The 12,895-nt window shown below is 73.3% G+C and carries 13 protein-coding genes; all 13 read right to left on the reverse strand.

From position 1 onward, the window contains the following. Position 1 precedes the first annotated feature (1 nt). Positions 2-1,705, reverse strand: coding sequence for an urease subunit alpha (locus GA0070618_RS26590; protein WP_088984060.1), 1,704 nt, complete (start codon positions 1,703-1,705; stop codon positions 2-4). After that, complete coding sequence (locus GA0070618_RS26595; RefSeq protein ID WP_088984061.1) at positions 1,702-2,034, reverse strand: urease subunit beta; 333 nt, start codon at positions 2,032-2,034, stop codon at positions 1,702-1,704. The genes GA0070618_RS26590 and GA0070618_RS26595 overlap by 4 nt, the downstream gene beginning before the upstream one ends. Continuing rightward, complete coding sequence (locus tag GA0070618_RS26600; protein ID WP_088984062.1) at positions 2,031-2,333, reverse strand: urease subunit gamma; 303 nt, start codon at positions 2,331-2,333, stop codon at positions 2,031-2,033. The genes GA0070618_RS26595 and GA0070618_RS26600 overlap by 4 nt, the downstream gene beginning before the upstream one ends. Further along, positions 2,314-3,438: an allantoicase gene (gene alc, locus GA0070618_RS26605; protein ID WP_088984063.1), complete on the reverse strand. Its 1,125-nt coding sequence runs from the start codon at positions 3,436-3,438 to the stop codon at positions 2,314-2,316. The genes GA0070618_RS26600 and alc overlap by 20 nt, the downstream gene beginning before the upstream one ends. Continuing rightward, positions 3,435-4,751, reverse strand: coding sequence for an allantoinase AllB (gene allB, locus GA0070618_RS26610; RefSeq protein WP_088984064.1), 1,317 nt, complete (start codon positions 4,749-4,751; stop codon positions 3,435-3,437). Before allB ends, alc begins: the two co-directional genes overlap by 4 nt. A gap of 43 nt (positions 4,752-4,794) precedes the next feature. Next, positions 4,795-5,979 carry a DUF6986 family protein gene (locus GA0070618_RS26615; protein WP_088984065.1) on the reverse strand — a complete coding sequence of 395 codons (1,185 nt, stop codon included), beginning with the start codon at positions 5,977-5,979 and terminating at the stop codon, positions 4,795-4,797. Further along, the gene (gene aceB / locus GA0070618_RS26620) at positions 5,979-7,571 is read right to left on the reverse strand and encodes a malate synthase A (RefSeq protein ID WP_088984066.1); all 1,593 of its coding nucleotides are present in this window, start codon (positions 7,569-7,571) and stop codon (positions 5,979-5,981) included. The genes GA0070618_RS26615 and aceB overlap by 1 nt, the downstream gene beginning before the upstream one ends. Then, the gene (locus GA0070618_RS26625) at positions 7,568-8,953 is read right to left on the reverse strand and encodes an 8-oxoguanine deaminase (RefSeq protein WP_088985865.1); all 1,386 of its coding nucleotides are present in this window, start codon (positions 8,951-8,953) and stop codon (positions 7,568-7,570) included. Before GA0070618_RS26625 ends, aceB begins: the two co-directional genes overlap by 4 nt. A gap of 23 nt (positions 8,954-8,976) precedes the next feature. Continuing rightward, on the reverse strand, positions 8,977-9,831 hold the full coding sequence (pucL, locus tag GA0070618_RS26630; RefSeq protein ID WP_088984067.1) for a factor-independent urate hydroxylase: 855 nt from the start codon (positions 9,829-9,831) through the stop codon (positions 8,977-8,979). A gap of 4 nt (positions 9,832-9,835) precedes the next feature. Continuing rightward, positions 9,836-10,195, reverse strand: a complete 360-nt coding sequence (gene uraH / locus GA0070618_RS26635) for a hydroxyisourate hydrolase (RefSeq protein ID WP_088984068.1) — start codon at positions 10,193-10,195, stop codon at positions 9,836-9,838. Next, positions 10,182-10,688, reverse strand: a complete 507-nt coding sequence (uraD, locus tag GA0070618_RS26640; RefSeq protein ID WP_231931465.1) for a 2-oxo-4-hydroxy-4-carboxy-5-ureidoimidazoline decarboxylase — start codon at positions 10,686-10,688, stop codon at positions 10,182-10,184. The genes uraH and uraD overlap by 14 nt, the downstream gene beginning before the upstream one ends. 142 nt (positions 10,689-10,830) lie before the next feature. Continuing rightward, the gene (locus GA0070618_RS26645; RefSeq protein WP_088984069.1) at positions 10,831-11,937 is read right to left on the reverse strand and encodes an XdhC family protein; all 1,107 of its coding nucleotides are present in this window, start codon (positions 11,935-11,937) and stop codon (positions 10,831-10,833) included. Beyond that, positions 11,930-12,517, reverse strand: coding sequence for a nucleotidyltransferase family protein (locus GA0070618_RS26650; protein ID WP_231931466.1), 588 nt, complete (start codon positions 12,515-12,517; stop codon positions 11,930-11,932). Before GA0070618_RS26650 ends, GA0070618_RS26645 begins: the two co-directional genes overlap by 8 nt. Positions 12,518-12,895: the final 378 nt, after the last annotated feature.

The following is a 12,895-nucleotide window of genomic DNA, read 5'->3' on the forward strand; positions in this document are numbered from 1 at the left end:
GTCAGAACAGGTGGTACCGCTGTGCCATGGGCAACTCGGTGACCGGGTCCGGCTCGACCACCACGCCGTTGATCCGGACGGTGAAGGTGTCCGGGTCCACCTCGATCCTCGGCATCGCGCCGTTCTCCGGCAGGTCGGCCTTTCCCCGCGACCGCACGTCACCCACCGGCACCAGCGGTCGCCGTACGTCCAACCGCAGTCCGGCCTCGAGCGCGGCCGGCGCGACGAACGCCACGCTGGTCGCGGCGGGCACCGCCCCGTACGCGCCGAACATCGGCCGCGGCAGCACCGGTTGCGGGGTGGGGATCGAGGCGTTCGCGTCGCCCAGCTGCGCGTACGCGATCATCCCGCCCTTGATCACCAGGTGCGGCCGGACGCCGAAGAAAGCCGGCTCCCAGAGCACCAGGTCGGCCAGCTTGCCCGGCTCGACCGAGCCGATCTCCCGCTCCAGGCCGTTGGCCATCGCCGCGCAAATGGTGTACTTCGCGACGTACCGGCGAGCCCGGTGGTTGTCGGCCCGCCCGTCCCCGGGCAGCGGACCGACCCGCCGCTTCATCACGTGGGCGCTCTGCCAGGTGCGGGTGACCACCTCGCCGATCCGGCCCATGGCCTGCGAGTCGGAGCCGATGATGGAGATCGCGCCGAGGTCGTGCAGCAGATCCTCGGCGGCCATGGTGGACGGCCGGATCCGGCTCTCCGCGAAGGCGAGGTCTTCCGGCACCGCCGGGTTGAGGTGATGGCAGACCATCAGCATGTCCAGGTGCTCGGCCAGGGTGTTGCGGGTGTACGGGCGGGTCGGGTTGGTCGACGACGGCAGCACGTTCGGCTCGGCGGCCAGGGTGATGATGTCCGGGGCGTGCCCGCCGCCAGCTCCCTCGGTGTGGTAGGTGTGGATCGCCCGTCCGCCGATCGCGCGCAGCGTGTCGGCGACGAAGCCGGCCTCGTTGAGGGTGTCGGTGTGAATGGACACCTGCACCCCGGATGCGTCGGCCACCCGCAGGCAGGTGTCGATCGCAGCCGGCGTGGTGCCCCAATCCTCATGCAGCTTGAACCCGCCGGCCCCGGCACGTAACTGCTCCCAGAGCGCCTCGGTGGAGACCGTGTTGCCCTTGCCCAGCAGCAGCACGTTGACCGGGAACGTGTCGAGGGCCTCGTGCATCCGCGCCAGATGCCAGGCGTTCGGGGTGACCGTGGTCGCCTTGCTGCCCTCGGCCGGGCCGGTGCCGCCCCCGACCAGCGTGGTGATCCCGCCGGCGAGCGCCTCTTGGACGAGCTGTGGGCAGATGAAGTGCACGTGGGTGTCGATGGCGCCCGCGGTGAGGATCCGTCCGTTGCCGGCGATGACCTCGGTGGCCGGGCCGATCACCAGGTCAGGGTGCACGCCGGTCATGGTGTCCGGGTTGCCGGCTCGGCCGAGCGCCACGATCCGGCCGTCCCGGATGCCGACGTCGGCCTTCACCACGCCCCAGTGATCGAGCACGACAGCCCCGGTGATCACCGTGTCGAGGGCACCCTCGGCCCGGGTGGCTCGGGACTGCCCCATCGACTCCCGGATCACCTTGCCGCCGCCGAAGACCACCTCGTCCCCGCCGACGCAGTGGTCGGCCTCCACCTCGATGAGCAGGTCGGTGTCGGCGAGCCGGATCCGGTCGCCGGTGGTGGGTCCGTACAGCTCGGCATACCGCCGACGGTCCAGTTCGATCATGGCGCCGTCCCCGTCCCGTCGTTGTCCAACGAACCGGCAACCTCGCCGCGCAGCCCCGCCACGATCCGGGCACCGCCCAACGGAACCAGGTCGACCGTGCGGCTCACCCCGGGCCCGAAGCGCACCGAGGTGCCGGCCGGGATGGCCAGCCGCAGCCCGTACGCGGCGGCCCGGTCGAAGGACAGCCCCGGGTTGGCCTCGAAGAAGTGGTAGTGCGAGCCGACCTGGATCGGACGGTCGGCGGTGTTGACGACCAGCAGGCTGGTCACCGGCAGTCCGACGTTGACGCGGACCGGACCGTCGCCGGGCAGCACCTCGCCGGGAATCACGGGATCGGGTGGTGCACCGTAACCAACTTCGTGCCGTCCGGGAACGTCGCCTCCACCTGCACCTCCTTCAACAACTCCGGGACGCCCTCCTGGACGTCCTCGCGGGTCAGCACGGTCCGCCCGGCCGACATCAGGTCGACGACCGAGCGGCCGTCGCGGGCGCCTTCGAGCAGGAACGCGGTGATGGTCGCCATCGCTTCCGGATAGTTGAGCCGTAGGCCGCGGTCGCGCCGCCGCCGGGCGACGTCCGCCGCCGTGTGGATGAGCAGACGCTCCTGCTCATGCGGGGTCAGAAACATCCGTGCTCCTGGTGCTGTCGCGGTGCGGTCGGTTCGGTGCCAGATCCGCGGCTCCGGCTCCTCGTGGTGCGGCGGGGGCGGGTCCGGCCGCCGGTAGCCGGGTGCGTTCCCGCAGCGCGGCGAGCACGGCCCGTGCGGTGGGGTCGGCGCGGCCGGTCACCCGCAGCCGGGCCATGCCGCCGTCGGGGAAGACGTCCAGCCGGACGTGGGTGGCGGTGCGGGGTTCGGTGACCGGGAAACGATGCCGGGTGTCCGGCCGGAGCCGGGTGTCCGGCAGCAGGGGGAACCACGTCCGTGGGTCGTCGAGGTCGCCGTGGCGCGCGTCGGCGGCGCGCAGGGTGGCGCTGCCCGGGGCATTGCCCTTGAAGTGGCTGGTGTCGAGGTCGACGAAGTGCACCGTCCCGGGCAGGCCCAGCCGGACCAGCACCCAGTCGTTGCCGTCGTCGCGCCGTCGGGCGGTCTCCCAGCCTTCCCCCATCGTCCGGGCCGGGCCGGGGGCGAGCAAGTTCTGCGGAGCGCCGTAGAACCGGTCGCTGCACGCCTCGACCCACCCGCCGTGTTCGGCCGCCGCCAGGTCGAACACCTCCGGCAGTAGCGCCGGGTCGGGTACGACGTCCCCGTACACCCGCAGCCGGGCCACCCCGCCGTCGGGAAAGATGGTGAGCCGCACGTGGGTCAGGTGGTAGGGCACGGCGACCGGGAAGGCGTTGCGGCTGTCGCCGGCCAGCGGCGTACGCGCGAGCAGCGGCACCCAGCGCGCCCGAGCCAGCTCGACCGGCCCCGGATGGCCGTCGACGGCGCACCCGTCGACGGCGGCGTACGGCGGGTAGTTGCCGGTGAAGAAGCTGGTGTCGATGACGAGCAGGCGCACGACGCCGGGCAGCCCGAGCCGGACGATGGCGTGGTCGGCGCCGGGGTCCCGACGCCGGCGGGTTTCCCAGCCGTCGTACACCTGGCCCTTGGCGGCGAAGGTACTCGGCTGGAACGTCGGTGGCCGCGGGTCGACGAGGTTGTCCGCGGCGGCGAAGAACTCGTCGTTGGCCGCGACGACGCCCCCGCCGAAGGTTCGCGACGCCAGGTCGGGCAGGTCGGGCAGGTCGCTCATGCCGTATCCGCCCGCAGCAGCCGGCCGCGCGGCGTCCGACCGGTGACGGCCTGACCGCGCAGCCAGGTGGTCCGGACGACACCGGTCAACCGCTGCCCCGCGTACGGGGTCACCGGATGCCGGTGATGCAGCCGGCCGGGGTCGACGTGGAAGTCGGCGTCGGCGTCGAACGCCACCAGGTCGGCCTCCCCGCCCACCGCGATGCGACCCTTGCCGGACAGTCCGACCAGGTCGGCCGGGCCGGTGGCCATCCAGCCGACGACGTCGGCGAGGCCGTGCCCGCGGCGGCGGGCCTCGGTCCAGACCACCGGCAGACCGAGCTGCACCGACGCGACGCCACCCCAGGCCGCGGCGAAGTCGCCGGTCTCGGCGTGTTTCAGCGCGGGCGGGCAGGGCGAGTGGTCGCTCACCACGCAGTCCACCGCACCGGCAGCGAGAGCGGCCCAGAGACGGTCCTGGTTGTCACGGTCCCGGATCGGCGGGCAGCACTTGAACTCGGTCGCGCCGTCCGGCACCTGCTCGGCGGTCAGCGCCAGGTAGTGGGGGCAGGTCTCCACGCTCAGCCGCACCCCGTCGGCCCGCGCGGCCACCAGGTCGGGCAGGGCCTCCGCGGATGACAGGTGCAGCACGTGGACCCGGCCGCCCGTGCGGCGGGCGGCAGCCACGACGGCGGCGACGGCGGACCGCTCCGCTGCCGGTGGCCGGGAGGCGACGAAGTCGGCGTAGCGGGCCGACGGGGGCGACTCCCGCACCGACCGCGGGTCCTCGGCGTGCACGACGAAGAGCGCGTCGACCATACCCAACGCCCGCCCCAGCAACTCGGGGTCGACCGGCGGGAACTCCGGCACGCCGGAATCGACCAGGAACGCCTTGAACCCGAACACCCCGTCGCGGTGCAGCTCGGCGAGGTCGGCCAGGTTCGTCGGCACGACACCGCCCCAGAAGCCCACGTCCACGTGGCAGCGGCCGGCCGCAGCGGCACGCTTGACCGCCAGCGCCTCGGCGGTGACGGTCGGCGGGACGCTGTTGAGCGGCATGTCGATGACGGTGGTGACCCCGCCCGCGGCGGCCGCCCGCGTCGCGCTGGCGAAACCCTCCCACTCGGTGCGGCCGGGCTCGTTGACGTGCACGTGCGTGTCCACCAGGCCGGGCAGCAGGGCCACGTCGCCCAGGTCCTCCTCGGCGGCGGCGTCGAGCGGGTCGGCATAGCCGGCGAGCGTGGCGATCCGCCCGTCACGCACGCCGACCGCCGCCGCCCGCTGCCCGTCCGGCAACACCATCCGCCGGGACCGCAGCACCAGGTCGTACGTCATCTGCCCTCCTGCCTCGTCGACCGCCGGTCGCGGCGGTCAGGGCTCACCACGTCAGGCTCCGCAGCTCGCCCGGTTCGAATCCCACCTGCTCGGCGTCCAGCGCCCCGCAGTCGACCCCGCGCAGCAGGAAGCCGGCGAGCGCGCGCCGGGTCGCCGGTTCGTCGAGCACCCCGTCGCAGCATCGATCGAGGTGGGCGCGCAGCCGCCGGGCCGCGTCGGGCGCGTTGTCGCGGAAGAAGGCGTAGGTCGCGGCGAACCGGGTCGGCAGCTGCGCCGGGTGCAGGTCCCAGCCCTGGTAGAAGCCGCGTTCGAGGGAGCGGCGGACCAGTCGCGCGTGCAGCGCCCACGCGGCTCGCACCGCCGGGGCCGCGCCCACCGGCAGCACGTTGGTGGAGCCGTCGGAGACGGGCACACCGGCCACGGCAGCGGCCACCTGCATCACGGCCTTGGCGTGGTCGGCGGCGGGGTGCTCCATGCTCTGGTACGGGCCGGCGATCCCGCATGCCGCGCTGTAGTCGTAGGTGCCGAAGTGCAGCCCGGCGCAGCGGCCGTCGGCGGCGGTGACCAGCCGGGGCACCGTCGCGGTGCCGTCCGGGCCCAGCACGGCCCGGGGCACCTCCACCTGGATCTCGAACCGCAGCGTCCCGTCCGGCAGCCCGTAGGCCGACTCCAGGCGTGCGCAGAGCACCACCATCGCCTCGACCTGCGCGGGATGGCTGACCTTAGGCAGGGTCACCACGAAGCCGGGCGTTGCCCCGCCGCAGGCGTCCAGGAACAGGTCGAGGCTGCGCACCGCCCGCCGCCGGGTGGCCGCCTCCAGGCTCTTGACTCGGATCCCGACCAGTGGCGGCGCGATTCCCTCCGCCCAAGCGTCGACCAGCGCCCGGCCCGCCGTCCGTACCGCCCGGTCCTCGTCGGCGTCGTCACGGGTTCCGAAGCCGTCCTCCAGGTCGATTCGCAGGTCTTCGATCGGTTCCGAGGCCAGCTTGCTGGTGACCGCCTCGCACAACTCCTCGGCGAACGGCGGTGGCAGGCAGCCCCGCAGGGCGGCGAGGGCGGCGGCCCCCCAGGTGGGGACGAGACGTGTGGTGACCCGATCGGCGGGGACGTAGACGGTGTGCACCGGCTGCCGGCCGCCGGCCCGGCCCGGGTGGGCTGCGCGCAGCTCGAGGTCGACCGCAGCCAGCCGGTCGTCCAGGTCGGTGTACACCTCCGTGCGAAGGCGCATCAGTCGACCAACTCGTACGCCGGGATGGTGAGGAAGTCGACGAACCCGAGATCGAGGGCGATCCGTTCGAAGAGCCGGCGGGCGTCGTCGAAGCGGGACCCCGCCCAGGCCGACTGGCCCAGCTCGGCCCGGATCGCGGCGAGTTCTTCGTCCTCGATGCCGCGGACCAGCTCGGCGGTCACCGGTGTGCCGTCGGACAGGCGTACGCCGTGGTGGATCCACTGCCAGATCTGTGACCGAGAGATCTCCGCGGTGGCGGTGTCCTCCATCATGCTGTTGATCGCCACCGCGCCGTTGCCCCGTAGCCAGGCCTCCAGGTAGCGCAGCGTCACGGCGACGTTGTCGCGCAGACCGACTCCGGTGGCCTGTCCGGGTATCCCGCGCAGGTCGAGCAGCTGCTCGGCGGTGACAGCCACCTCGGTCCTGCGCCGGTGCAGTTGGTGGGGACGGTCGCCGAGGGCCCGGTCGAAGACCTCCCGACAGATCGGGACCAGGTCGGGGTGGGCGACCCAGGAGCCGTCGAAGCCGTCGGCCGCCTCGCGTTGCTTGTCGGCGCGGACCTGGGCGAAGGCTCGCTCGGTGGCGTCGGCGTCTCGCCGGTTGGGGATGAAGGCGGACATGCCGCCGATCGCGCTGGCCCCCCGTCGATGACAGGTGGCGACCAACAGGTCGGTGTACGCGCGCATGAAAGGCGCGGTCATGGTGACCGCCGAGCGGTCGGGCAGCAGGAATGACGCCCCGGCGTCGCGGAAGGTCCTGATGATGCTGAACAGGTAGTCCCACCGGCCCGCGTTGAGTCCGGTCACGTGGGGGCGCAGTACCCACAGGATCTCGTCCATCTCGAACGCGGCGGTGATCGTCTCGATCAACACGGTGGCCCGGATCGTCCCGCGGGGCAGGCCGAGCAGCTCCTGCGCGTGGTCGAACACGTCGTTCCAGAGCGCTGCCTCGTCGCTGCTCTCCAGCTTCGGCAGATAGAAGTACGGGCCGCTGCCCCGGGCCAGCAACTCGTCGGCGTTGTGGAACAGGTAGAGCCCGAAGTCCACCAGCGCGGCGACTGCCGGCACCCCGTCGACCGGCAGGTGCCGCTCGTCCAGATGCCACCCCCGGGGCCGGACGACGATCGTCGGGTACGGTCCGGGGCCCAGTTCGTAGCGCCGGCCGCCGTTGTCCACAGAGATGGTGCGGCGTACCGCGTCACGAAGATTGCGCTGCCCGTCAAGGACGTTCGTCCAGCGCGGGGTGTTGGCGTCCTCCAGGTCGGCGAGCCAGACGTGGGCGCCCGAGTTCAGCGCGTTGATGGTCATCTTCCGCTCGGGCGGCCCCGTGATCTCCACCCGCCGGTCGGTCAGGTCGGCCGGCGGGGGCGGTACCGTCCAGTCCGCGTCGCGGATCGCCGCAGTGTCTGCGGGGAATTCGAGCCGTCCGTCGCGGGCTGCCTCGGCACGGCGGACCGCCCGGCGGGCGAGCAGGTCGGCGCGGCGGCCCGCGAACCGCCGGTGCAGGGCGGTCACGAAAGCGACCGCGTCCGGAGTGAGGATGTCACCCCCATCGGCGTCTGCCCGCGCGGACGGCGCCTGAGCTTCGGTCATCGACCGTCTCCTGTCCTCGTCGACCCCGCCTCGGCCAGCGCCAGCAGCTTCCGGTGGGCCCGGCTGGCCCGATCGGTGATCGTCCCCACGTCGGCCGTGCGCAGCTCCCCGGCCTCGACGACGGTCCGGCCGCCGACCAGCAGCAGCGCCAGCGGGGCGGGTGGACCGAGCACCAGCGCCGCCACCGGGTCGTCGATGCCGGCGTGGCCGAGGCCATCCAGGCGCCACAGCGCGACGTCGGCGAGTTTGCCCACCTCCAGCGAGCCGATCTCGTCGGCTCGACCCAGGCACTCGGCGCCCCCGACCGTGCCGAGGGCCAACGCCTGTCGGGCGGTCATCGCCGCCGGGCCGCCGCGCAGCCGAGCGGCGTACAGGGCCTGCCGCAGCTCCGCGCCGAGCTGGCCGGCCTCCTGAGAGGCGGCGCCGTCCACGCCCAGCCCCACCGGCACGCCGGCGGCGAGCAGGTCGGGCACGCGGGCGACGCCGGCGCCCAGGCGGGCGTTCGAGCTGGGGCAGTGCGCCACGGCCGTGCCGGTGGCGGCCAGCCGGGCCAGCGCCGCGTCGTCGAGATGCACGCCGTGGGCCAGCCACACGTCGTCACCGAGCCAGCCGAGTCGCTCGGCGTACTCGACGGGGGTGCAGCCGTGGGTGGCCCGGCAGTACTCCTCCTCCTCGACGGTCTCGGCGAGGTGGGTGTGCAGCCGGACCCCGCGCCGCCGGGCCAGCGCTGCGGCCTCCCGCATCAAGGTGGCGGTGACCGAGAACGGCGAGCACGGTGCCACGGAGATCCGCAGCATCGCCCCCGGGGACGGATCGTGGTAGCGGTCGATCGCTGCCTCGGTGGCCAGCAGAGCCGCCTCGGTGCCCTCGACGAGCGAGTCGGGGGGCAGGCCGCCGTCGGACCGGCCCAGGTCCATCGACCCGCGACTGGGCTGGAAGCGCAGCCCGATCCGGCGGGCGGCCTCGATCGTGGCGGCCAGCGGATCGTCCCGGCCGGGTGGGAACACGTAGTGGTGGTCGGTGCTGGTCGTGCAACCAGACAGGGCGAGCCAGCCCAGGCCGGCCGCCGCCGCGGCGTGCACCATCTCGGCGTCCAGATGGGCCCAGACCGGGTACAGGGTGGTCAGCCAGCCGAACAGGTCGGCCTCCTGGGCGAGACCCCGGGTCACCCACTGGTAGAGATGGTGGTGGGCGTTGACCAGACCGGGAGTGGCCAGGCAGCCGGTGCCGTCGACCCGGCGGGCCGACGGGTCAACGGCACGGGCCGGACCCGGCCCGACCGCGGTGATCCGGCCGTCGGCGCCGACCACGACGTGCCCGTCACGGTATTCGGTCCACCCGCGGTCGACGGTGGCGACGGCGCAGTTCTCGATGACGATCATGATTGCCTCCGGCTGGGGCGCCGTCACCACTCGCCGACCGCGGCCGGGACGTCGTCGCGACGGATGGTGCCCTCGATGACCCCATACGGGCGGTCGGTGGCCACGAACACGGCGTTCGGATTGTCGAGGCCGAACGGGGACAGGTCGACCGGCAGGTGATGCCGGTTGGGCAGGACCAGGCGGATCTCCGCCAGCTCCGGCCGGGTGTCGAGCACCCGGTGGCCCATCTCGTACAGGGTCTGCTGCAGCGAGTAGCTGTAGCTTTCGACGAACGCCGCGACCAGCGCATCGCGCACCTGCTGGTAGGCGAGATCCCAGTCGGTGTCGGGGTCGAGGTGCCGCCAGCGGGCGTCCACGGCGGTGGCCAGGATCCGGTCGGTCGTCTCCGGCAGGGTCGTGTACTCGTCGCGTACGTAGCCGTGGAACTCGGAGCCGGTGGTGTTCATCAGCACCAGGCCGGTGATCCCGGAGACCACCTGGGCACGGTCACCGTCGTAGCTGACCTCGGCCGTGCGGATCTCCTCGCCGCGGCGCTGGAAGGAGTGCGGCCCGAGCCGCTGCCAGAGTTGCTCCCGCACGCTCACCCGGGCCTGCCGGATGGCCGCCTGGCTGTGCACGAAGTGCTCGGCCAGCAGCAGCGCGAACGCCTCAGGCGAACCGATCCCGTGCCGTCGGGCGAACGCGTAGACGGTGTTCTTCTGCGAGTCGGTGGGCAAGACCTGGCTGTTGTCGCCGGTGAGGTGGGTGGCGTCCAGGTCCCCGGCGAGGGCGGTGCTGACGTTTAGGTCGCGCAGCGTGTGCCGGTCGCCGTCGCGGGCGACGTGGACGACGCGTACCTCAGCCTTGCCGTACCGGTTGGACCCGAGCACGATACCCATATAGTCAGCTCCCTCGATAGGTGGTGTAGCCGAACGGACTGAGCAGCAGCGGCAGGTGGTGATGGGTGGCGGCGTCGCCGACCCGGAAGGACACGACGGCTTCCGGATAGAAGGAGTCGGCCCCGAGGTGCCCGCCGAGGTCGAAGACGAGCCGGTAGCGTCCGGCCGTCCACTGCCGCGCCGGCACCCAATCGCGCAACCGTCCGTCGGCGTCCGTGTGTCCGGCTCCGACCTGCCGCCAGCGGGTCCCGTCGAGCCGGTCGAGCCGCACAGGTATGCCAGCGGCGGGAGCCCCGACGACCGTGTCGAGCACGTGGGTGGACACCGGCGCGAAGCCCACCACGTCCCGGTCAGGCCGGCTCATCGAGCAGCTTCCCGATCCGCAGCGCAGCAATCTTCCGCAGCTCCTCCCGGACCACGGCCTGCTCGATGTCCGGGTCGTTGCCGAGCCGGTCACGCAGCGCGGCAAGCAGTTGCGTGTCGCTGCGACCGGTGGCGCAGACCAGGAAGCGGTGACCGAACCGACGCTCGTACCCCACGGTGGCCTCCGCGATGGCGGCGCGGGCCGGCTCGGTCGCGCCGTCGAGGCCGGACTGTTCCCCCCGCGACCAGCGGTCCTCGCGGCGCTGCCCGTCCGGTCGCTGGCCGATACGCGGGTGGGCGTCGACCGCCGCACGCACCTCCGGCCAGGTGAGCTGGGCGTTGGCAGCGTCCGCCGCGGCCAGCAGCGCGGCCCGGTCGGGGTACGGCCGACCGGCGACGAGCAGACGAGCCCAGCGGGGCGCCGCACAGCAGGCGATCAGCTCTCGCTCGGCCCACTTGGCGGCGAGCCCGTTGAAGTCCTCGATCCGACCCACCCCTGCTCCTCCCCGCTCGTCGAAAGGAGTCAAGCAGCCGTCGCGAGGGCGGGGACAGCGCCGCGATGACCAAACCCGGCTCGGTTGGCGGCACCGCTGTCGTACGTTCCTCCAGTAGCCGGGTGCGGTGGCACGCGGGCCGTCAGCCGTGGATGCTGCCGGAGCTGTCGCGCAGCCGGCCGCCAGACCGGCCGTGCCGCACCGCGACCAGTTCCGCGGCGATGCTGAGCGCCGTCTCGGCGGCGGTTCGGCCGCCCACGTCCAGGCCGATCGGGGACGCCAGTCGCGCCAGCGCCGACTCCCCGACCCCGGCCGCCCGCAGCCGGCCGAGCCGGTCGTGGTGCGTACGCCGGGATCCCAGCGCCCCCACGAATGACAGGTCGAGGTCCTCTAGGGCCAGCCGCAGCACCGGCACGTCGAACTTCTCGTCGTGCGTGAGCACGCAGACCGCCGTACGGGCGTCCAGCCGGCCGGCCCGGGCCTCGCCCGCGAGATACCGGTGCGGCCAGTCGACCACCACCTCCTGCGCCAGCGGGAACCGACGCGCGGTCGCGAAGACCGGGCGGGCGTCGCAGACGGTGACCCGGTAGCCGAGGGCGGAGCCGAAGCGGGCCAGCTCGGCCGCCACGTCGACCGCGCCGAACACGATCAGCCGGGGCGACGGGGCGTAGGCGCGCACCAGCACGCTTACCGGCTCCGCCCGGCCGTCGGACGAGAGGTCCACCCGTGCGCTCTCCCCGGCGGCCAGCAACCGGCGGCCCGCGTCCACCGCCGCGCGGTCCAACCGGGTGTCGCCGAACGTGCCGTGGTGGGTGTCCGGCCCGGCCACGATCCGGCGGCCGCGCTGCTCCGGTGTTCCCCGCACGCAGGTGAGCACCGCCACCGGGGCGGCCGACCGGACGGCCTCGGCCAGCACCGCCACCCAGGGGGAACCGGCGCGGTCGACCCGTTCGACGAACACCTCGATGGTGCCGCCGCAGGTTAGCCCCGCCTCGAGCGCGTCATCCCCGGTCACCCCGTAGCGGAGCAGGGATGGCCGCCCGGTCCGGAGGACCTCCTGGCAGGCTTCGTAGAGCGCCGCCTCGACACACCCGCCAGAGACGCTTCCGGTCATGGCGCCGTCCGGCGCGACCAGCATCGCGGTGCCGATCGGATAGGGGGCGCTGTGCCAGGTCCCGACGACGGTCGCGAGGCCGACGGCGGCACCGGTGTCGCACCAGCGCAGCAGGTCGGCGAGCAGCTCATCCACGGTGGTCCTCGATTCCGTCGACCGGCATGTCGAGATCCCGGTCGTCGGCCACGTCGGCGCAGGGCACGATCCTCAACCGGTCACGGTGGGCGCGCAGGTAGCCGGCCGCACCAGTATCGCCGACGGCCGATTCGAGCACCCCGGCCCAATGGTCCCGGCCCAGCAGCACCGGATGACCCCGCCGGCCGGGCGCGTAGCCGGCCGCGGCGAGCACGTCCGGGGCCGCCACCGCCGCGACTCGCCGCACCGCCTCGGCGGTGATGCCGGGCATGTCCACGAGGAGCACCACCACCGCCACGCTGCGCGTGGCGGTCAGTGCCGTCAGTCCCACCCGTAGTGAAGAGCCCATGCCGCTGGCCCAACCGGGGTTGTCGACCACCCGGACGCCACCCAGGTCAGCGACTGCGCGAACCTGATCGCCCGCCGCGCCGAGCACCACCAGGACCGGGTCGCATCCCCCCGCCCGCAGGGTCCGGCCCGCCCGCTCCACGAGCAGCGAGCCGTGGTGGTACACGAGAGCCTTGGGCCGACCGTACCGGCGACCGGCACCGGCGGCGAGGACCAGACCGGCGACGGTCACGGGGACATTCCGGAGCCGAACCTGCTGTTGATCTGCACGACGTCTCCCTCGCGCGGGAACAGGGAACCGCGGCTCGCTCGACCCTGGCGTCCGTGGTCTCCCACGGCGCCCGGTCGTCGCGGGCGCACCGGGGCGGGCGGCGGATCAGACCACCATGCGGAGCGGTCCGCCATGCTGTCAAGGCTGGTTCGCGCTGCTCCCGGGCCTGCACATCGGAGCATGGAGGTTCGTCCAACGGGGACGGACCGAGGCGGGCGGCGTTGTCAAGGACGCTCATTGCGCGATCGGCGCTGGGGAGGGAGCCCTCGGCAGGGTTCCGACCTACCTGATCGGAGTCGGCCGGCGCCAGGTGTCGCTTCGGCCGACGCCGGGCGCGAG

The sequence above is a fragment of the Micromonospora echinospora genome (assembly GCF_900091495.1).
Lineage (GTDB): Bacteria > Actinomycetota > Actinomycetes > Mycobacteriales > Micromonosporaceae > Micromonospora > Micromonospora echinospora.